Genomic DNA, 20,050 nt, shown 5'->3' with positions numbered 1-20,050 from the left:
CTGCCTGCAAAAAATTTGAATGCACCCGCCAAATATTAGCGTTTCACAAGCCGCTTTGCACTCCCTACACTCTGCGCCAATGTACACCTGCCTCCTCAGGAGAAGAAAATAATGCAACCCAGGAAAGGTTTTTTAGTCTGGCTCGGCGGCTTAAGCGTGCTGGGCTTTTTAGCCACCGATATGTACCTGCCGGCTTTCGCCGCCATGCAGGAAGATCTGCAAACCCCTGCCGCCGCGATCAGCGCCAGCCTGAGTTTGTTCCTCGCCGGTTTTGCCTTCGCGCAGCTGCTCTGGGGACCGCTCTCGGATCGCTTTGGCCGCAAGCCGGTACTGTTGCTGGGTCTGGCCATTTTTGCCGTGGGCTGTCTGGGGATGCTATGGGTTCGCGACGCCACCTGGCTGCTGGTACTGCGGTTTATTCAGGCAGTCGGCGTCTGCGCCGCAGCCGTCACCTGGCAGGCGCTGGTCACCGACTACTATCCGGCGAACCGTACAAACCGAATTTTCGCGACCATTATGCCGCTGGTGGGGCTTTCCCCTGCCCTCGCCCCGCTGCTGGGTAGCTGGATCCTCGCGCATTTCGACTGGCAGGCCATCTTTGCCACGCTGTTTGCCATCACGCTGGTACTGATGCTGCCGGCGTTTGCCCTTAAGCCCGCGCATAAAAAAGAGGCGCATGCCGACGCCAGCCCAATTACCTTTGCCTCCCTGCTGAGCGCCAAAGCGTATCGCGGTAATGTGCTGATTTATGCTGCCTGCTCGGCGAGCTTCTTCGCATGGCTGACCGGTTCACCCTTTATTCTGCACGATATGGGCTACAGCCCGGCGGCCATCGGTCTGAGCTATGTTCCGCAGACCATCGCGTTCCTAGTTGGCGGGTACGGCTGTCGCGCGGCGCTGCAAAAATGGGAAGGCCAGCAGATGCTGCCGTGGTTGCTGGTGCTGTATGCGTTGAGCGTTATCGGGACCTGGGCCGTCGGCTTTATTCCCGGCGTCGGTCTGGCTGAAATTTTGATTCCATTCTGCGTAATGGCCATCGCGAACGGCGCGATATACCCTATCGTTGTGGCGCAGGCGCTTCGTCCCTTCCCGCAGGCGACAGGCCGTGCGGCCGCACTTCAGAATACGCTGCAACTGGGGCTGTGCTTCCTGGCCAGTCTGGTGGTCTCGGCGCTGATTGCCACACCGCTCCTGACCACCACCAGCGTGATGCTGGTTACCGTTGCGCTGGCCGGCATGGGCTATCGTATGCAGGCAGCCGCGCAGCGTGCGCAGGATAACCGCGCGCAGGCAGAAACGTCACATGCGTAATTACTGCAAAAATTATGTAACTTTTCGGTGATTAGGTTGCTAACAATTTTCTATTGAATCACCAAATTTTGCGGCCTATACTAAATTTGGTTCGATTAAATACGATAAATATTAAGTGTTAACGGGAGCCGGAGTGCTCCCGTTTTACCATGGAAGGCATTTCGGCAAGGGTTATCTCCCTTCCTCTGTTCTACGTCGGATACTAGCCTCGCGGTATATACCGTGAGATTTCTCACAAACCAAAAAAAGCGTCTACGCTGTTTGAAGGTTCTGATCACAGTAGGGTGATGGAGAAGCTATGAGTTCATCGTGTATAGAAGAAGTCAGCGTTCCGGACGATAACTGGTCCCGGATCGTCAGTGAACTGTTAGGTCGAGCAGGCATCACGATTAATGGATCATCGCCATCCGATCCTCAGGTTAAACATCCCGACTTTTTTAAACGCGTGTTACGAGAGGGATCGTTAGGCCTGGGAGAAAGTTATATGGATGGCTGGTGGGAATGCGAACGGCTGGATATATTTTTCACCCGCGTTTTGCGTGCTGGTCTGGAAAATCAACTCCCTCGCCATCTGAAAGACACCCTGCGCGTCGCCTCAGCCCGCCTGTTTAACCTGCAAAGTAAAAAACGCGCCTGGATCGTCGGCAAAGAGCACTACGACCTTGGCAACGACCTGTTCAGCCGTATGCTGGACCCCTTCATGCAATATTCCTGCGCCTACTGGAAAGAGGCATCGACGCTTGAAGAGGCGCAACAGGCCAAGCTGCGTCTGATTAGCGAGAAACTGCAGCTTGAGCCCGGAATGCGTGTGCTGGATATCGGCTGCGGCTGGGGTGGGCTGGCGTATTTTATGGCGAAGCACTATGGCGTCAGCGTCGTCGGCGTCACGATTTCAGCAGAACAGCAAAAGCTGGCGCGAGAACGCTGCCAGGGTCTTGATGTTGACATCCGGCTGCAGGATTACCGTGACCTGAACGAACAGTTTGATCGTATTGTCTCCGTGGGTATGTTCGAACATGTTGGCCCGAAAAACTACGACACCTATTTTGACGTCGTGGATCGCAATTTGAAACCAGACGGCATTTTCCTGCTGCACACCATCGGGTCTAAGCGCACCGACAACAACGTCGACCCGTGGATCAACAAATACATCTTCCCGAATGGCTGTTTACCGTCCGTGCGCCAGATTGCCAACGCCAGCGAGTCCCATTTCGTGATGGAAGACTGGCATAACTTTGGCGCGGATTACGACACCACATTGATGGCATGGCATGCACGTTTTCAGGAAGCCTGGCCGGAGATTGCGGACAACTACTCTGAACGATTCAAGCGGATGTTTAGCTATTATCTGAATGCCTGCGCGGGGGCGTTTCGCGCGCGAGATATTCAGCTCTGGCAGGTTGTTTTCAGCCGAGGGATTGAGCACGGCTTGCGGGTCGCCCGCTAAAAAAATAACCCCGGTTACCCGGGGTTATTTTTTATTCGTCTTCTGTGCTCGTTATTATTGCCGCTTCTTTTGCCGCCAGCACGCGCTCAACCGTATCCACTACCGCCTGGGTTTGCGGATCGATTTCGATATTCACGCGATGCCCGAGTTTTTTCGAACCCAGCGTGGTGCGTTGCAGCGTTTCAGGAATTAAATGCACGCAAAAACGCGTTGCCGTCACTTCTCCAACCGTCAGGCTAATCCCATCAATGCCAATAAATCCTTTATAGAGGATGTATTTCATTAATGACGGATCCTGCATTTTGAACCAGATTTGACGGTTATTTTCCGATGTCACGATTTTCGCCACTTCAGCCGTGGTCATGATGTGCCCCGACATCAGATGGCCGCCAATCTCATCACTGAACTTCGCCGCACGCTCAACGTTGACGGTATCACCTACAGCCAGCTCGCCCAGATTAGTAATACGCAGGGTCTCTTTCATTAAATCAAAGCTGATCTTGTTGCCATTAATTTCGGTGACGGTCAGACAGCAGCCGTTATGAGCAATCGAGGCGCCGGTTTCGATGCCATCAAGCATATATTCCGGCAGCTCTACAACATGCGTACGAAAATTAGGTTTTTCATCAATGGACACCACTTTGGCAGTGCCCTGCACAATACCAGTAAACATGCTTACAACTCCTGTTTTCTCCGGACGGTGGTTACACCGTTTAATCCCACCACAATAACAGTTGGAAAAAGAGGTTGCCAGCGGAGCGCATTTTCTGGCGATTTTTTCACTAGATAAATAGCTAAGGAAGGTGCGAACAAGTTCCTGATATGAGATCATCATATTCATCCGGAGCGCATCCCAGAGGGACATCATGAGCCATCAACTCACCTTCGCCGATAGTGAATTCAGCACTAAGCGCCGTCAGACCCGAAAAGAGATTTTCCTCTCCCGCATGGAGCAGATTCTGCCATGGCAGAATATGACCGCTGTCATCGAGCCGTTTTATCCCAAGGCGGGCAATGGCCGACGGCCCTATCCGCTGGAGACCATGCTGCGTATTCACTGCATGCAGCATTGGTACAACCTGAGCGACGGTGCCATGGAAGATGCCCTGTACGAAATCGCCTCCATGCGCCTGTTTGCCCGATTATCCCTGGATAGCGCCCTGCCGGATCGCACCACCATCATGAATTTCCGCCACCTGCTCGAGCAGCATCAACTGGCCCGTCAATTGTTCAAGACCATCAATCGCTGGCTGGCCGAAGCAGGCGTCATGATGACCCAAGGCACTTTGGTGGATGCCACCATCATTGAGGCACCCAGCTCTACCAAGAACAAAGAGCAGCAACGCGATCCGGAGATGCATCAGACCAAGAAAGGCAATCAGTGGCACTTTGGCATGAAGGCCCACATTGGTGTCGATGCCAAGAGTGGCCTGACCCACAGCCTGGTCACCACCGCGGCCAACGAGCATGACCTCAATCAGCTGGGTAATCTGCTTCATGGAGAGGAGCAATTTGTCTCAGCCGATGCCGGCTACCAAGGAGCGCCACAGCGCGAGGAGCTGGCCGAGGTGGATGTGGACTGGCTGATCGCCGAGCGTCCCGGCAAGGTAAAAACCTTGAAGCAGCATCCGCGCAAGAACAAAACGGCCATCAACATCGAATACATGAAAGCCAGCATCCGTGCCAGGGTGGAGCACCCGTTTCGCATCATCAAGCGGCAGTTCGGCTTCGTGAAAGCCAGATACAAAGGGCTGCTGAAAAACGATAACCAACTGGCGATGTTATTCACCCTGGCCAACCTGTTTCGGGTGGACCAAATGATACGTCAGTGGGAGAGATCTCAGTAAAAACCGGAAATAACGCCAGAAATGGTGGAAAAAATAGCCTAAATAGGCTGATTCGATGTGTTTGCGGGAAAAAAATCGGCCCAGATCCGCGAAATTTTAATCAGCGAGTCAGCTTGGGAAGAAATGACCTGCTTATTCGCACCTTCCCTAAAGCCCGCTACAATAGCTGGCACCCCCCGCATTTTCTTCTTGCTGCCCGTTACGGCGGCTTTTTTAGTCTCTCTTATAACTACAAAATAAAGGTGTTCACGTGCAGAAGTACATGAATGAAGCGCGGCAGTTATTGGCACTGGCGATACCAGTGATCATCGCGCAAGTGGCCCAGACCGCAATGGGATTTGTGGATACCGTCATGGCAGGTGGCTATAGCGCCACTGATATGGCGGCCGTCGCCATCGGTACATCAATCTGGCTTCCGGCCATCCTGTTCGGCCATGGTCTGCTGCTCGCGCTGACGCCGGTTATTGCTCAACTTAATGGTTCGGGACGTCGCGAACGCATTGCCCATCAGGTCCGCCAGGGGTTCTGGCTGGCCGGATTTGTCTCCGTGCTGATTATGGTCGTGCTCTGGAACGCCGGTCATATCATTCGCGCGATGGATAACATTGACCCGGCACTGGCTGACAAAGCCGTGGGCTATCTGCGTGCCCTGCTCTGGGGGGCACCGGGCTACCTCTTCTTCCAGGTGGCGCGTAACCAGTGCGAAGGCCTGGCGAAAACCAAGCCCGGGATGGTGATGGGCTTTATCGGCCTGCTGGTGAATATTCCGGTGAACTATATCTTTATTTACGGTCATTTCGGGATGCCAGAGCTGGGCGGCGTCGGCTGCGGCGTGGCAACCGCCGCGGTTTATTGGGTGATGTTCTTCTGTATGCTTACCTTTGTGAAACACGCCCGCTCTATGCGCGATATTCGTAATGAGAAAACATTCAGTACGCCGGACTGGAGCATCATGACGCGCCTGATGCAGTTAGGCTTGCCGATTGCGCTGGCCCTGTTTTTTGAAGTGACGCTCTTTGCCGTCGTCGCCCTGCTGGTCTCCCCACTGGGGATCGTTAACGTGGCCGGGCACCAGATTGCGCTCAACTTCAGCTCCCTGATGTTCGTTCTGCCGATGTCGCTGGCGGCGGCGGTGACGATTCGCGTCGGCTTCCGCCTGGGCCAGGGCTCGACGCTGGATGCGCAAACGGCCGCACGGACCGGGCTGGGCGTCGGTGTCTGCATGGCGGTCTGTACGGCGCTCTTTACCGTTGCATTACGCGAGCAAATTGCCCTGCTCTATAACGACAACCCGGAAGTGGTGGCACTGGCCTCGCACCTGATGCTGCTCGCCGCGGTGTACCAGATTTCAGACTCTATCCAGGTGATTGGCAGCGGCGTGCTTCGCGGATACAAAGATACGCGCTCCATCTTCTTTATCACCTTCATCGCCTACTGGGTACTGGGACTGCCGTGCGGCTACATCCTGGCCCTGACCGATCTGGTGGTTGACCGCATGGGACCCGCCGGGTTCTGGATGGGCTTTATCATTGGTCTGACGTCAGCCGCGATCATGATGATGATGCGCATGCGCTTCCTGCAGCGCCAGCCATCAACCGTGATTTTGGAACGCGCTGCGCGTTAAATACGCAGTAGCCGTCTGCTGGCGGCTACTTTCTCTTCACTTTGCGCGGTAATGAAGCAATCGCGTGAAATCAGAGAGAAAAATGCATTTTCCCTCTTGCCACCTTGATGCTGTGCCGCTAATATTCGTCCCCGTTGTCACCGACAACACGTTGCGTTCATAGCTCAGTTGGTTAGAGCACCACCTTGACATGGTGGGGGTCGTTGGTTCGAGTCCAATTGAACGCACCATTCTGCGTCCGTAGCTCAGTTGGTTAGAGCACCACCTTGACATGGTGGGGGTCGGTGGTTCGAGTCCACTCGGACGCACCATTTCAGTCCTGAAATGGTGCAAATCCTCTTCAGATATCCTGATTTTTCTTAATCCCTTATTTTCATCATTATTCTCCTGCTACGCTTTTCTTATGGAAAAAATACAGGAAGCGCGTTGATGAAGAGTATCGCCATTATCGGCTCCGGCCCCACAGGGATTTACACCTTTTATCATCTGCTTAAAAACAGCACCCCGCTCTCAGTTTCCGTCTTTGAACAGGCCGATGACGCTGGCGTGGGCATGCCTTATAACGACGACGATAATTCTCGCCTGATGCTGGCGAACATTGCGAGCATTGAAATCCCGCCCATTTTTATGACCTACCTCGACTGGCTGAAGGGACAGAGTGAAGCGCACCTGGCGCGTTTTAAGGTAGATAAAACCACGCTCCACGATCGGCAGTTCCTGCCCCGGATCCTGCTGGGTGAATATTTTCGCGACAGCTTTCGAACCATCGTCAAAGAAGCTAAAAAGCAGGGGTTCGAGGTTAACATCCATGAATCCGCCGCAGTTACCGACGTCATTCCCTCCTCAACCGGCGTCACGCTTTCCGTCAATGGCAACGTCTTTCCTGAACGCTTTGACCTTGCGGTTATCGCCACCGGTCACGTCTGGCCAGACGAGGACGAAGCCACGCGCACATTCTTCCCAAGCCCGTGGTCCGGTCTGATGGACGCCCGCATTCCCCCTTGCCGCGTTGGCATTATGGGAACATCGTTAAGCGGTCTGGATGCGGCGATGGCGGTGGTGATGCAGCACGGTGAGTTCCGTGACGGTAAATTCATCCTGGACGAAGGCAGTGGAGCGTTAAACATTACGCTGATGTCGCGGACAGGCATTCTGCCGGAAGCCGATTTTTACTGCCCTATCCCTTACGAACCGCTGTCCGTTTTAACCGCATCCGTGGTTGAAGGCGAGATAGCCAAAGGATCGGATGGCCTGCTTGACCGCATTTTTGCCCTGATGGTGAAAGAGCTTCAACGTGCCGACCCGGCATGGTGCGAGAAAATTTCTCTGCAACGCCACAACGCCGACAGCCTGCGTGACGCCTGGTTTGAGGATCGTCAACAGCACGGTCCGTTTAGCTGGGCGGAAGAGAACCTCAATGAAGTTGAACGGAACAAACGCGAACAGCGCACCGTCGCCTGGCGCTATACCGTCCTTCGGCTGCATGAGGTCGTTCAGGAGATTGTTCCCCATCTTAGCGATCAGGACAGAGAGCGCTTCAAAAACGGGCTGGCCCGCGTGTTTATCGACAACTATGCGGCGATCCCTCCGCAGTCTATCCGCAGACTGCTTGCGCTTCGCGAGGCTGGCATCATCAGCGTGGCGGCCCTGGGCGACGACTATACGCTGGATGTTGGCAGCGACCGCACGGTGGTGTCCACAAAAGAGACCGTTTACCGCTTTGACGTTTTCATCGATGCACGCGGGCAAAAGCCGCTCAAAACCAAAGATCTGCCTTTCCCCTCACTGCGCAGAGCGCTGGAAACGACCGGCGATGAGATACCCGATGTCGGTGAAGATTACACGCTAAATGCACCTGAAACGGTTCGCGGGCGCATCGCGTTTGGCGCGATACCGTGGCTGATGCACGATCATCCCTTTGTTCAGGGGCTGGCGGAGTGTGCAGAGATTGCAGAGGCGATGGCCAGGGCGGCTGAAAAACCGGCCACAGGTTTACGGCGTCGATTACCGTACGTAGAGAACTGACAGGGCTTCCATGCCCTGCAACGCGATATTACTCGAAGAAGACGTCCGGGTTTTCAGACAGCGAGACAAAGGTTTTCGTCGCTTTATCCAGGGCACGAATTTCGCCGCTTTCAATGTCATAGACCCAGCCGTGCAGGCGAAGGGAGTTGTTACGCAGCCCCACCGCGACGGACGGGTGAGTCTTAATGTTGCTCAGTTGCGCAAACACGTTCTCCTGCACCATCGCATTCACTTTATCGAGCGGCTTATCCCAGGTTTTCTTCTCAACCACGGCTTTGGCCGCATCGGAATAGCGCAGCCAGTGTGAAACAGCAGGCATCGGCTCCAGGTTCGCGTTATCGGCAATCGCCTTCATCGCGCCACAGTTGGAGTGGCCGCAGATGACGATATCCGTCACGCCCAGCGCCACAACCGCGTATTCGATAGTGGCAGAGACACCGCCAGGCTCAGGCCCGAACGGCGGCACAATATTACCAGCATTACGAATGACAAAGAGTTGTCCCGGCTCTTGCTGAGTAACCAGTTCCGGGACCAGACGGCTGTCGGAGCATGAGATGAACAGCGCTTTGGGATTCTGGCTGGACGCTAAACTGCGAAAGAGCTCTTTACGTTGCGGGAAAATCTCTTTTTGAAAGCTGAGAAAACCTTCAATGATATGTTGCATAGCAATTTCTCTTTTATCTGTTTTAGTTTAGGTATGATCGCGATCACACTCGTAAAGTTTACCCATCGCGCTTCACTTCAGACAAGCAATATATTTCTGGCCCGACCGCTGTACGATAGCGTCGGCATTCGCCGGAATGTTCTGCCCTTCGAACGCGCCGTAAAGACGGGCGAAAGATTTGCCCACCAGGCGCCGGGTGACCTCCTCAACCTTGCGGGCAGGCAACGGAAGCATATTCGGGTAGCTCCACATAAACGACACCGCATCCTTCCCGGGGGTGACCTGCAGAATATCCCCCGCCAGCAAAACGCCCTCGCCTTCCTGCCAGTGCAGCACCGTGCCGCCCGCGAAATGGCCGCCGAGACGCAGCAAAGTAACCGATGGCACGATCTCCAGCGCATCGCCCTCCCAGTAAACAATCGCCGGACTGGCGCGCATCACCCACTCGCGATCGCTGGCGTGCAGATAGACCGGCGCATCAAACGCCGCGGCCCACTCCTGCATGGTGGTGTAATAGTGCGGATGGGAAATCGCAATGGCGCGGAGGCCGCCGAGCGCGGTGATGATAGCGTGGGTGGCCGGGTTAAGGTTGGCGATGCAGTCCCACAAAATATTGCCGTGTGGGGTACGCAGCAGCAACGCGCGCTGGTTAATCGCAAAAGACGGTACCGTTTTGATGCTGTACAACTGCGGCTCCAGCTGCTGCCATTTATTCGCGTGCGTGGCCGTTACCGTCTCATACTCGATCCACGCCTGGCCGCTGGCCGGGACATACTGACGTTCATCCTCGCAAATCGGGCATCTTTCCGGCTGTGCATAGTAGGAGGTACCGCAGGTTTTACAGAGTGTAATCATGAGCGCTCCTCAGTGATAAAGCACTGAGTATGGCAGGGATTATCCTTATGTGCTGCGTGGTACATTGCTGGCTTTTTTTGCCCTATACTGTGCTCGTATCAATAACTGAACATAGCAGGTGCAACATGGAAATTGATCTCGATAACCTGGTTTTTAACGGACTGGATGAAGCGGAAGAACGCAACGCGGAACGTCTGGATGACGCGGACAAAAAAGCCCAGGCGATTGTCGCCGACGACGACTGCGGTGATGCCTGCAAGATCTGATAAAAAGCACCGGTCAGCCGGTGCTTTTTTTGGCACTCAACGGAGAGCTACAGTTCAGGCGTCTTTTTAAACCCCGTCAGCATCAGTACAAGGCTTTGCGCCGACGAAGCCGGTTCAAACTGGTAATTGTTTCCCTGGCGGTCGCCGCCGATATACCACGAGATTTCGGTTTTCCCTTCCGCCAGCGCCTTGCGCACGGCTTTGTCGACATCCACCATTCTGTACTCGCGCGAGTGGTTGAGATACAGCACAGCATCGGATCGATAGCTGCAGGCCGGGCGGTCAGCCCAGTTCACCGTTGCAGGATCCCAGTCGTTGCTGGCCGGATAGAAGAAGATCTGATCGGCGCCGTCAGTTTCTACCTTACCGCCGTATATGCGAACGCGATATTTAAACAGAGAAGGATCCTGTCCCGCTGGCAGCGGCGGGATCGTAAACTTCACCAGTGAGAGGGTTTCACTGTTTTGCGTTCGGCCTCCATTCTGCCAGTTATCCTGCACCAGCAAAGCCTGCGGCTGAGGCTGGGAGAGCCCCGGCTCAAGGCTGCTTAGCCAGACGTTTGCCTGCGCTTTTGAATAGGCATATGGCACGGTCGTGCCACAGTCCAGCCCGCGATTCATACACAGTTCGGTCATAAAGCGCGCCCCCTCTTCCGTCCAGCCATTCATGAAATCAGCATGCGCAGTGTAGAGACTTCCCCAGCGTTCTTCGCGTTCGTCACCATGCATAATGGGATCGAGGGAAAGCTGTACTTTGCTGGTATCAAGGGATGAAATTGTCGGAAGCACATAAGCGATGTTCATGTTCACGGTCGGAATTTTCACCGGAAACGCGGTCGGGCATTGCCCTTTCGTATCGTACGTCGCATTGGCAACGCCGTGAGCGGGCTTGAGATTCACGCCATCCCAGCAGTTGGGAAACTGAATACCGATATTAAACTGCACGGCGTCTCCCGCCTTGCGTAGCCCGCACACTTCGCCTGTTTTTGTCGTGTAACCTTTGCCGTTAGCACATAAGAACGTGATATGCGGGTTAGGCGCAGATCCATGGTGATCCCCCGCCAGCAGTGATAGCCCCGCCGGGAAAGGCTGCAGCGGCCAGGTTTCCACATTCGAGGCCTGATAATAGGTTTTTTGATACGCGGGTTTTACGATAGTGCCATCAGGCAGCCGCAGCGAAGGTGCCCAGTATGCCGAGCTATCCGCTTTATTATCGCAGGTGGTTTCTTCCAGCGTGCGCAGGGTTACCCTGGTCGAGCTGGCATCGGTGTGCGTGTTGCCGAAGAAGTCATGCAGCATGGCCTCGTTGGGTCTGCCAAACATCATAATGGCATCATCGCCAAGGGTATGGGAGTAGCCGCAGACGACATGAGCCTGTGGCGCAGCATGTGCCGCATGCATGGCGAGAAGTAACGCAGGGGCTGAAAGAGCCGTGGTTAAGGTGGTCCGTTTCATCATTATCTCCATTAATGAAAGGACCTATAGGTAACAAACAACGGGTTAATTAACCGAATGATTCACCGCGTACTTTTCTCCTCATTGCGGCTTTACAGACGTAACGCACAGCTCATTCCAGTACATTTCGCGCGTGCGGCGCAGTTCAGCGTGACGTTTTATCATGGAACCACTCCGGGTCTATGTTAGCAACGTCCACGCCGTACAGGCTGGCGGCAGGCAGTATTGACTCAAGAACACGTTGCGCGCTGTTCTCCGCATTCACAGGTCGGGTGGCAAAAAACCGCCGTAACGTGCTGATCCATTTTTTCATCGTCTTGCCCCTCTTGCTTCACCTGCGTTCAGTAAAACACCCATTAACAATGGAGGGGAAATAACAATAACGACTGTTGATATGCGGGATCTGAGAAACGCGCGAAACGCGGGCGCATCACCCGGCCAGCGCTTTAACCACTGTCTCCATCGCTTCGGTTGTCAATTCGCTGCGCTTGATGCGCTGGTTCGCCAGCGCCGTGCGCAGCACACCCGCAATGACAATATGCTTCGGCTCCTGCCCTAAATCACGCATCTCAAGCACCACCTTACCGACCACCCGGCACATCTCCTGGTACAGCGCTTCATCTTTGGTCACGTTACCCATCGTCATCACTCCGTTGCCTTTTAAACGTTGAGCTTAAATGATTCTCCTGCCGGATACAAAAAAGAAGCCCGGCGAGGATCTCGCCGGGCTTCATCTGTAAAATCAGCTAATTAGTTATTAACCGGAATCACAGCACCTTTGTATTTGGTGCGGATCCAGTCCTGAATCTCTTTGGAGTGCAGCACGTTCACCAGTGCGACGATGTCCTTCTTCTTCTCGTCACCGCGATGCACGGTAATGATGTTGGCGTACGGGTTATTTTCACCGCTCTCTACCGCAATCGGGTCGTGCACCGGGTCCAGACCGGCGTCAATCGCATAGTTGGCGTTAATCACGACCGCAGCGCCTTCATCGTTGTTGTACATCTGCGGCAGCAGAGAGGCTTCGACGTTAGGCGTGAACTGCAGCTTCTTCGGGTTCTCAACGATGTCGCTGATACGCGCCGTCACTTTGTCGATGCCAGGCTTCAGCTTGATCACGCCCTCTTTTTCAAAGATGGAGAGAATACGGCCTTCTTCGGAAACGGCATCACGCATAATGATCTTACCGCCTTCCGGCAGGTCCTTCAGCGACTTGTACTTTTTGGAGTAGATACCGATTGGCTCAATGTGGATAGCACCCGCACTGACAAAATCGTAATCCTTATCGCCCGCGTGATCTTTCAGCACGCTGTTCAGGTAAGGAATATGCTGGAAATAGTTGGCGTCAATGTCATGACCCGCCAGCGCGGTGTTGGGCAGAATGTAGTCCTGGAACGGTTTAATCTCCAGGTCAATCCCCTGCTTCGCCAGAATCGGCTTGGCCTGCTCCAGAATTTCGGCGTGCGGCGTGTTGGATGCGCCCACAGTCAGCGTATCCGCCCAGGAGGCGAAGCTCAGGGCGCTCAGGGTGGCTGCGGCGATCAGTGTCAGCGTTTTTTTCATGATGTGGTTCCTGTGTGTATTTATTAGCGTTTATCTAACAGAGAAGTCATAGCGTCGCCGCAGAACTGGATAATGAAAACGATGATCAGAATGGTCACCGTTGCCACCAGCGTGACGTCACCATGGTTGCGCTGGAATCCTTCCAGATAAGCCAGATTTCCCAAACCGCCGGCGCCAATCACCCCCGCCATGGCGCTGTAACTCACCAGCGCAATCAGCGTTACCGTTATCCCTGATACCAGTGCAGGTGATGATTCCGGCAGTAAAACCCGAAACACGAGCGTGCTCAGTCGTGCGCCCATAGAGCGCGTTGCTTCGATTACCCCTTTGTCCACTTCGCGCAGGGCAATCTCCACCAGGCGTGCGTAGAACGGCGCGGCCCCCACAATCAGGGCCGGCAGCGCCGCGTTGGCACCAAGAATGGTACCGACGATGGTCTTGGTGAACGGGATCAACAGGACAATCAGAATGATGAACGGTATTGAGCGAAACACGTTTACCACAATCGAAATCACGCTGTAGACCGTGCGGTTTTGAAACAGCCCGCCGCGCGCGGTTAAGAACAGCGCCAGGCCCAGCACGATCCCCAGCACAAAGGTCGCCACCCCGGAAAGCGCGGTCATGTACAGCGTCTCCTGCGTCGCCGCCCAGAGCTGATCCCATTTGAGGTGCGGGAAGAGATTCTCAGCCATGTTTAATGACCTCGCCTTCAATATCGCTGTGCTTCAGGTCGGCGAGGATATTGTTCAGTTGTTCATCAGATGCCACGACGTGGACCCAGAGCTGGCCGAAAACGCCGTGGGCGGTTTGCGTCATTTTCCCGTGCAGGATATTAAACGGCAGACCGTAGCGCAGGGTCAGCTCACCCACGACCGGCTTGTGCGTGCTGTGGCCGGTAAAGGTCAGACGGATGACCGTGCCTTCCAGATCGTTTGCCAGTTCGGTATTGAAGGTTTCTTCCTCGGCGTACTGACTTACCTGGCGGACAAACTGCTGCGTAATCGGCTGCTGCGGATGGGTGAATACACTCAGCACATCCCCCTCTTCCACTACCTTACCGTTTTCCATCACCGCCACGCGGTCGCAGATCTTGCGCACCACATGCATTTCGTGGGTGATCAGCACGATGGTCAGCTTGAAACGACGGTTGATATCCAGCAGCAGATCGAGGATCTGATCGGTGGTCTGCGGGTCGAGTGCGGACGTGGCTTCATCACACAGCAAAACGTCCGGGTTATTGGCCAGCGCGCGCGCAATCCCCACGCGCTGTTTTTGTCCGCCGCTCAGCTGTGACGGGTAGGCATTCTCACGCCCTTTCAGCCCAACCAGCGCCACCAGTTCCGCCACGCGAGCCTTGATTCTGGCTTTTGGCACACCGGCGATCTGCATGGAGAACGCGATATTCTCACTTACCGTGCGCGACCACAGCAGGTTGAAGTGCTGGAACACCATACTGATTTTCAGGCGTGCCTGACGCAGGGCTTCACCTTTTGCGGCGGAGATGTCCTGCCCGTTAATCGTGACGCTGCCAGCGCTGGGTTTCTCCAGACCATTCAGCAGACGAATCAGCGTGCTTTTCCCGGCGCCGCTGTAGCCGATAATGCCGTAAACCTGTCCCTGCTCAATCGTCAAATTGACGTTATCAACGGCTGTGAGCGCCGCCTTACCGTTGTCAAAAACCTTCGAAATATTTCTGAGTACAATCATTCTAATTCATTATCCGATCCGCCAATGGCGGTTTAGAAGTATGGATGTCCAAACGATAGTAAACAGGCGTTATCAGTTTTTAAATGAACAAAAAAGCATGTGTTATAACTTTCAGTAATAAACAACGACGCTACACGGCGGGAAGTATTTAGATTGATTTCAGCAATGATTATCTGCCAGACGCATAACGCTTAACTGATATGCGAAAAAAACGGTCATTATTGCAGCATTTTATGCCGAGATAGCCATCCTCACTTCCAGACAACTTTACGTCTTGCTGTCCTGACATCCAAAAACAGCACTGATATTCCCGTCTGTTATAAAAAGCAGTGAAGTGTTCTTTATTGCGAAAATTTCACCGCCCTATCATCCCGTCATGACACCCAGAAAGGAAAACCTCATGACGATTTACCACTCCGTCACCGAACTGATTGGCCGGACACCGCTGATCCAGCTGCACAAGCTTGATACCGGTCCCTGCTCGCTGTTTCTGAAGCTGGAGAACCAAAACCCCGGCGGCTCCATTAAAGATCGCGTGGCGTTATCGATGATTAACGACGCGGAGCGTACCGGCCAGCTACGGCCGGGTGGCACGATTATTGAAGCAACGGCGGGGAATACCGGCCTCGGGCTGGCGCTGATCGCCGCCCAGAAAGGCTATACGCTTATCCTGGTGGTGCCGGACAAAATGAGCCGCGAGAAGATTTTCCACCTGCGCGCGCTGGGTGCCCAGGTGATACTGACCCGTTCCGACGTCAATAAGGGGCATCCGGCCTATTACCAGGATTACGCCCAGCGCCTGGCCGATGAACTGCCGGGCGCGTTTTATATCGACCAGTTCAATAACGACGCTAACCCGCTGGCACATCGCACTACCACGGCACCGGAACTGTATGAGCAGCTTGACGGCAGAATTGACGCCATCGTGGTCGGCGTCGGCTCAGGCGGCACGCTGGGCGGCCTGCAGGCGTGGTTTGCCGAGCATTCTCCGCATACGGAGTTTGTGCTGGCCGACCCGGCCGGGTCTGTGCTCGCCGATCAGGTCGAGACCGGTCGCTACCACGATGCGGGCGCCTGGCTGGTTGAGGGCATTGGCGAGGACTTTATTCCGCCGCTGGCCCACATTGAAAGCGTAAACCGCGCCTGGCGCATTACCGACCGCGAAGCGTTTGCCACCGCGCGTGAACTGCTGAAAACGGAAGGCATTCTGGCGGGCTCTTCCAGCGGCACCCTGCTGGCGGCGGCGCTGAAATATTGCCAGGCGCAAGCCACGCCGAAACGCGTGGTGACCTTCGCCTGCGACAGCGGCAATAAATATCTCTCGAAGATGTTCAACGACGACTGGATGCGCCAGCAGGGGCTCATCACGCGCCCTCAGGCAGGCGATCTCTCTGACTACATTGCCCTGCGCCACGATGAAGGCGCTACCGTCACCGCCGCCCCGGATGACACGCTCTCCACCGTTCTGGCGCGCATGCGCCTGTACGACATCTCCCAGCTGCCGGTACTGGAAAACGGTCAGGTCGTCGGCATTATCGACGAGTGGGATCTGTTGCGGCATATCGGCGGTGAAGCTGACCGCTTCGCCCTTCCCGTGACAGAGGCCATGACGCGTCAGGTGGAATTTCTCGATAAACGCGCCCCGGAAAGCGCCCTGCACGCCATCTTCGACCGCGGTCTGGTGGCCGTCATTAATGACAACGACCGTTTTCTCGGTTTGATTACGCGCAGCGACGTGCTGACCGCGTGGCGCAACCGTCTTCAGCCATAAGGAACAGATGATGAAAAACCTGGCAACCCTGAGCGTCCACAGCGGCGCGTTCAATGATCAGCATGGCGCCGTTATGCCGCCGATTTACGCCACCTCGACGTTTGCGCAACCCTCTCCCGGGGAGCATACCGGCTATGAGTATTCCCGCAGCGGCAATCCGACGCGCCATGCGCTCGAAACCGCCATCGCCGAACTGGAAGGCGGAACGCGCGGCTACGCCTTTGCATCCGGTCTTGCCGCCATCTCCACCGTGCTTGAACTGCTGGATAAAGACAGCCATATTGTCGCCATTGATGACGTCTACGGCGGCACATATCGCCTGATTGAAAATGTCCGCAAACGCAGCACCGGTCTGCAGGTCAGCTGGGTTAAGCCGGACGATTTAGCCGGGCTTGAGGCGGCTATTCGCCCGGACACCCGCATGATCTGGGTTGAAACACCTACCAACCCTCTGCTGAAGCTGGCGGATTTAGCGGCTATCGCTGACATCGCCCGTCGTCATAACGTTATCAGCGTGGCGGATAACACCTTCGCATCGCCGGTCATTCACCGTCCGCTGGCGTCGGGTTTCGACATCGTGGTGCACTCAGCAACCAAATACCTTAACGGCCACTCTGACGTGGTGGCCGGGCTGGCGGTGGTGGGTGATAATCCGGCGCTGGCGGACAGGCTTGGCTACCTGCAGAACGCGGTCGGCGGCGTACTGGACCCGTTTAGCAGCTTCCTGACCCTGCGCGGTATTCGTACCCTTTCGCTCCGCATAGAGAGACACAGCAGCAACGCGCTGGCGATTGCGCAATGGCTGGAACAGCATCCGCTGGTTGAACGGGTCTTTTATCCCGGACTGGAGTCGCACCCGCAATATCAGCTTGCCCGCACGCAGATGGCGCTGCCCGGCGGGATGATTTCTGTCGTGGTGAAAGGTGATGCGCAACGCGCCACAGAGTTGATTCGCAACCTGACGTTATTCACCCTTGCGGAAAGCCTGGGCGGCGTGGAGAGTCTGGTGAGCCAGCCTTACAGCATGACGCACGCCTCGATTCCGCTGGCGCAACGGCTGGCAAACGGTATTGTGCCACAGCTGATTCGCCTGTCGGTGGGGATTGAAGATCCTAAAGACCTCATCGCCGACCTCAGTCAGGCGCTGCAAAAATAAGCAAAATGCGGCAGGTCAATCACCTGCCGCGATAAGTTGTCATCATGGCTTAACGCGTTGATAACAATATTATGTAAAACGGCATTGATTATTTCTGAAACACCGTTTCCATTTTCCTTTTATCTTAAAATCAGCGTATAATGCGCGCCAAATCCCTGGTGAATGGTTTCAGCGCTTGGAATACAAAAAACAACGTACAACTTCTCCTCTCCTTCGTTGGGCTGTCACTCAGGCACACTTTCTTCTGCACGCTCATTTGATGTCTCCTATCCTTAGTGCGTGTCATATACTCTTTTGCAACACAGGTTTGACTCTGCGGCGGTGCGCCCCCGGAGCGAGATTTCCATATCCTTCCCAACTTAAAGACTAAGACTGTCATGAAAAAGACGAAAATTGTTTGTACTATCGGCCCGAAAACCGAATCCGAAGAGATGCTGAGCAAAATGCTGGACGCCGGCATGAACGTGATGCGTCTGAACTTCTCTCACGGTGACTATGCAGAACACGGTCAGCGTATCCAGAACTTGCGCAACGTGATGAGCAAAACCGGTAAAAAAGCGGCTATCCTGCTCGACACTAAAGGTCCGGAAATCCGTACCATCAAACTGGAAGGCGGCAACGACGTCTCTCTGAAAGCGGGCCAGACCTTTACCTTCACCACCGACAAATCCTTAGTCGGTAACAGCGAAATCGTTGCGGTCACCTATGAAGGCTTCACCAGCGATCTGTCCGTCGGTAACACCGTCCTGGTCGACGATGGTCTGATCGGTATGGAAGTGACCGCGATTGAAGGTAACAAGGTTATCTGTAAAGTGCTGAACAACGGCGACCTGGGCGAAAACAAAGGCGTTAACCTGCCGGGCGTTTCTATCGCACTGCCAGCACTGGCTGAAAAAGACAAGCAAGACCTGATCTTCGGCTGCGAACAAGGCGTTGACTTCGTTGCAGCGTCCTTCATCCGTAAGCGTTCTGACGTGGTCGAAATTCGCGAGCACCTGAAAGCGCACGGCGGCGAGAAGATCCAGATCATCTCCAAAATCGAAAACCAGGAAGGCCTGAACAACTTCGACGAAATCCTCGAAGCGTCTGACGGCATCATGGTTGCACGTGGCGACCTGGGCGTTGAAATCCCGGTTGAAGAAGTGATCTTCGCGCAGAAGATGATGATCGAAAAATGTGTTCGCGCGCGTAAAGTGGTTATTACCGCGACGCAGATGCTGGACTCTATGATCAAAAACCCACGCCCAACCCGCGCTGAAGCAGGCGACGTGGCTAACGCCATCCTCGACGGTACCGATGCTGTTATGCTGTCCGGCGAATCCGCAAAAGGGAAATATCCTCTGGAAGCGGTTGGCATTATGGCGACCATCTGTGAACGTACTGACCGCGTGATGACCAGCCGTCTGGACTTCAATAACGACAGCCGCAAGCTGCGCATCACCGAAGCCGTTTGCCGCGGTGCGGTAGAAACTGCTGAGAAACTGGAAGCGCCACTGATTGTGGTTGCGACCCAGGGCGGTAAATCTGCGCGTGCAGTGCGTAAATACTTCCCGGATGCCACTATCCTGGCCCTGACCACCAACGAAACCACCGCGCGTCAGCTGGTGCTGAGCAAAGGCGTCGTTGCACACCTGGTTAAAGAGATTGCCTCTACTGACGATTTCTACATTCAGGGTAAAGCCATGGCTCTGGAAAGCGGTCTGGCACAGAAAGGCGACGTTGTGGTTATGGTTTCTGGTGCGCTGGTACCAAGCGGAACGACCAATACTGCATCCGTTCACGTGCTGTAATAATTCACGAACGAATTAATTTTGATAAAAAGCGCCCAATGGGCGCTTTTTTTATTCCAGTCATTAGCCAAACTCATTCAAAAAGCAAATCGGGTTTTTCTATTTAATTGCGAATTATCTAAGATGAATCCGATGAAAAATGCCTTTTTTTACATAGCTTTTTACTCAAAAAGGGCCGATTCGATGCTTCTTTGAGCGAACGATCAAAAATAGGCGTATTCCCATCAAAAAAATATTCTCAACCCAAAAAACTTTGTGTAATACTTGTAACGCTACATGGAGATTAACTCAATCTAGAGGGTATTAATAATGAATCGTACTAAACTGGTACTGGGCGCGGTAATCCTGGGTTCTACTCTGCTGGCTGGTTGCTCCAGCAACGCTAAAATCGATCAGCTGTCTTCTGACGTTCAGACTCTGAACGCTAAAGTTGACCAGCTGAGCAACGACGTGAACGCAATGCGTTCCGACGTTCAGGCTGCTAAAGACGACGCAGCTCGCGCTAACCAGCGTCTGGACAACCAGGCTACTAAATACCGTAAGTAATAGTACCTGTTAATAAAATGGCGC

At 54.4% G+C, this 20,050-nt stretch carries 20 protein-coding genes and 2 tRNA genes; 13 read left to right on the top strand and 9 right to left on the bottom strand.

Annotated elements, in window-relative coordinates; all coding sequences use genetic code 11:
* Positions 1-111 precede the first annotated feature (111 nt).
* Together punC and cfa are read left to right on the top strand one after the other, a co-directional pair.
* Positions 112-1,311 (top strand): purine nucleoside transporter PunC, encoded by a 1,200-nt coding sequence (punC, locus tag BFV64_RS09620; RefSeq protein WP_045135091.1) that lies wholly within the window; start codon positions 112-114, stop codon positions 1,309-1,311.
* A 298-nt stretch (positions 1,312-1,609) separates the two neighbouring features.
* The gene (gene cfa / locus BFV64_RS09615) at positions 1,610-2,758 is read left to right on the top strand and encodes a cyclopropane fatty acyl phospholipid synthase (RefSeq protein WP_014883549.1); all 1,149 of its coding nucleotides are present in this window, start codon (positions 1,610-1,612) and stop codon (positions 2,756-2,758) included.
* Positions 2,759-2,789: 31 nt separating this feature from the next.
* Here cfa and BFV64_RS09610 read toward each other — a convergent pair whose 3' ends face one another.
* Entirely contained in the window at positions 2,790-3,431 is a 642-nt protein-coding gene (locus tag BFV64_RS09610; RefSeq protein ID WP_014883548.1) for a riboflavin synthase, read from the bottom strand.
* 193 nt (positions 3,432-3,624) lie between these two features.
* Here BFV64_RS09610 and BFV64_RS09605 point away from each other — a divergent pair, with 193 nt between their 5' ends.
* From BFV64_RS09605 to BFV64_RS09585, 5 genes are all read left to right on the top strand, one after another.
* A complete protein-coding gene (locus BFV64_RS09605) occupies positions 3,625-4,605 on the top strand; it encodes an IS5-like element ISKpn26 family transposase (protein WP_000019445.1) in 981 nt (326 codons plus the stop codon).
* A 250-nt stretch (positions 4,606-4,855) separates the two neighbouring features.
* Complete coding sequence (gene mdtK / locus BFV64_RS09600) at positions 4,856-6,229, top strand: MdtK family multidrug efflux MATE transporter (protein ID WP_069601966.1); 1,374 nt, start codon at positions 4,856-4,858, stop codon at positions 6,227-6,229.
* A gap of 153 nt (positions 6,230-6,382) precedes the next feature.
* A tRNA-Val gene (locus BFV64_RS09595) sits at positions 6,383-6,459 on the top strand.
* 4 nt (positions 6,460-6,463) lie between these two features.
* A tRNA-Val gene (locus tag BFV64_RS09590) sits at positions 6,464-6,540 on the top strand.
* A gap of 118 nt (positions 6,541-6,658) precedes the next feature.
* Positions 6,659-8,254 (top strand): FAD-NAD(P)-binding protein, encoded by a 1,596-nt coding sequence (locus BFV64_RS09585; protein WP_069601965.1) that lies wholly within the window; start codon positions 6,659-6,661, stop codon positions 8,252-8,254.
* Positions 8,255-8,282: 28 nt separating this feature from the next.
* Here BFV64_RS09585 and BFV64_RS09580 read toward each other — a convergent pair whose 3' ends face one another.
* Positions 8,283-8,918: a carbonic anhydrase gene (locus BFV64_RS09580; protein ID WP_014883545.1), complete on the bottom strand. Its 636-nt coding sequence runs from the start codon at positions 8,916-8,918 to the stop codon at positions 8,283-8,285.
* Positions 8,919-8,990: 72 nt separating this feature from the next.
* A complete protein-coding gene (locus tag BFV64_RS09575; RefSeq protein ID WP_069601964.1) occupies positions 8,991-9,773 on the bottom strand; it encodes an MBL fold metallo-hydrolase in 783 nt (260 codons plus the stop codon).
* Between the two features lie 125 nt (positions 9,774-9,898).
* Between BFV64_RS09575 and BFV64_RS25310 the strand changes: the two genes are divergently transcribed.
* Positions 9,899-10,039, top strand: coding sequence for a hypothetical protein (locus BFV64_RS25310; RefSeq protein ID WP_003857665.1), 141 nt, complete (start codon positions 9,899-9,901; stop codon positions 10,037-10,039).
* Positions 10,040-10,086: 47 nt separating this feature from the next.
* Here BFV64_RS25310 and BFV64_RS09565 read toward each other — a convergent pair whose 3' ends face one another.
* The 6 genes from BFV64_RS09565 to BFV64_RS09540 form a co-directional block, all read right to left on the bottom strand.
* Positions 10,087-11,493 carry a DUF1996 domain-containing protein gene (locus BFV64_RS09565; protein WP_069601963.1) on the bottom strand — a complete coding sequence of 469 codons (1,407 nt, stop codon included), beginning with the start codon at positions 11,491-11,493 and terminating at the stop codon, positions 10,087-10,089.
* 145 nt (positions 11,494-11,638) lie between these two features.
* Positions 11,639-11,806: a hypothetical protein gene (locus BFV64_RS25730; RefSeq protein WP_014883542.1), complete on the bottom strand. Its 168-nt coding sequence runs from the start codon at positions 11,804-11,806 to the stop codon at positions 11,639-11,641.
* Positions 11,807-11,923: 117 nt separating this feature from the next.
* Positions 11,924-12,133 carry a fumarate hydratase FumD gene (fumD, locus tag BFV64_RS09555; protein WP_014883541.1) on the bottom strand — a complete coding sequence of 70 codons (210 nt, stop codon included), beginning with the start codon at positions 12,131-12,133 and terminating at the stop codon, positions 11,924-11,926.
* A 110-nt stretch (positions 12,134-12,243) separates the two neighbouring features.
* Positions 12,244-13,056 (bottom strand): MetQ/NlpA family ABC transporter substrate-binding protein, encoded by an 813-nt coding sequence (locus BFV64_RS09550; RefSeq protein WP_003857677.1) that lies wholly within the window; start codon positions 13,054-13,056, stop codon positions 12,244-12,246.
* A gap of 23 nt (positions 13,057-13,079) precedes the next feature.
* Entirely contained in the window at positions 13,080-13,748 is a 669-nt protein-coding gene (locus tag BFV64_RS09545; RefSeq protein ID WP_014883540.1) for a methionine ABC transporter permease, read from the bottom strand.
* Positions 13,741-14,763, bottom strand: a complete 1,023-nt coding sequence (locus tag BFV64_RS09540; RefSeq protein ID WP_014883539.1) for a methionine ABC transporter ATP-binding protein — start codon at positions 14,761-14,763, stop codon at positions 13,741-13,743. Before BFV64_RS09540 ends, BFV64_RS09545 begins: the two co-directional genes overlap by 8 nt.
* A 400-nt stretch (positions 14,764-15,163) precedes the next feature.
* Between BFV64_RS09540 and BFV64_RS09535 the strand changes: the two genes are divergently transcribed.
* From BFV64_RS09535 to lpp, 5 genes are all read left to right on the top strand, one after another.
* Positions 15,164-16,534 (top strand): pyridoxal-phosphate dependent enzyme, encoded by a 1,371-nt coding sequence (locus BFV64_RS09535; protein ID WP_045269474.1) that lies wholly within the window; start codon positions 15,164-15,166, stop codon positions 16,532-16,534.
* A 10-nt stretch (positions 16,535-16,544) separates the two neighbouring features.
* A complete protein-coding gene (locus tag BFV64_RS09530) occupies positions 16,545-17,690 on the top strand; it encodes a trans-sulfuration enzyme family protein (protein ID WP_069601962.1) in 1,146 nt (381 codons plus the stop codon).
* Positions 17,691-17,865: 175 nt separating this feature from the next.
* Positions 17,866-18,060: a protein YnhH gene (gene ynhH, locus BFV64_RS26120; RefSeq protein WP_418251742.1), complete on the top strand. Its 195-nt coding sequence runs from the start codon at positions 17,866-17,868 to the stop codon at positions 18,058-18,060.
* Between the two features lie 7 nt (positions 18,061-18,067).
* A complete protein-coding gene (gene pykF / locus BFV64_RS09525) occupies positions 18,068-19,480 on the top strand; it encodes a pyruvate kinase PykF (protein WP_069601961.1) in 1,413 nt (470 codons plus the stop codon).
* Positions 19,481-19,789: 309 nt separating this feature from the next.
* Positions 19,790-20,026, top strand: coding sequence for a murein lipoprotein Lpp (lpp, locus tag BFV64_RS09520; protein ID WP_001082307.1), 237 nt, complete (start codon positions 19,790-19,792; stop codon positions 20,024-20,026).
* The last annotated feature ends 24 nt before the right edge of the window (positions 20,027-20,050 follow it).

Origin of the sequence: Enterobacter kobei (assembly GCF_001729765.1) — a bacterium.
GTDB classification, from domain to species: domain Bacteria; phylum Pseudomonadota; class Gammaproteobacteria; order Enterobacterales; family Enterobacteriaceae; genus Enterobacter; species Enterobacter kobei.
Note: the sequence above shows the minus strand (reverse complement) of the source record. Positions and strands in the feature narration are given on the sequence as shown.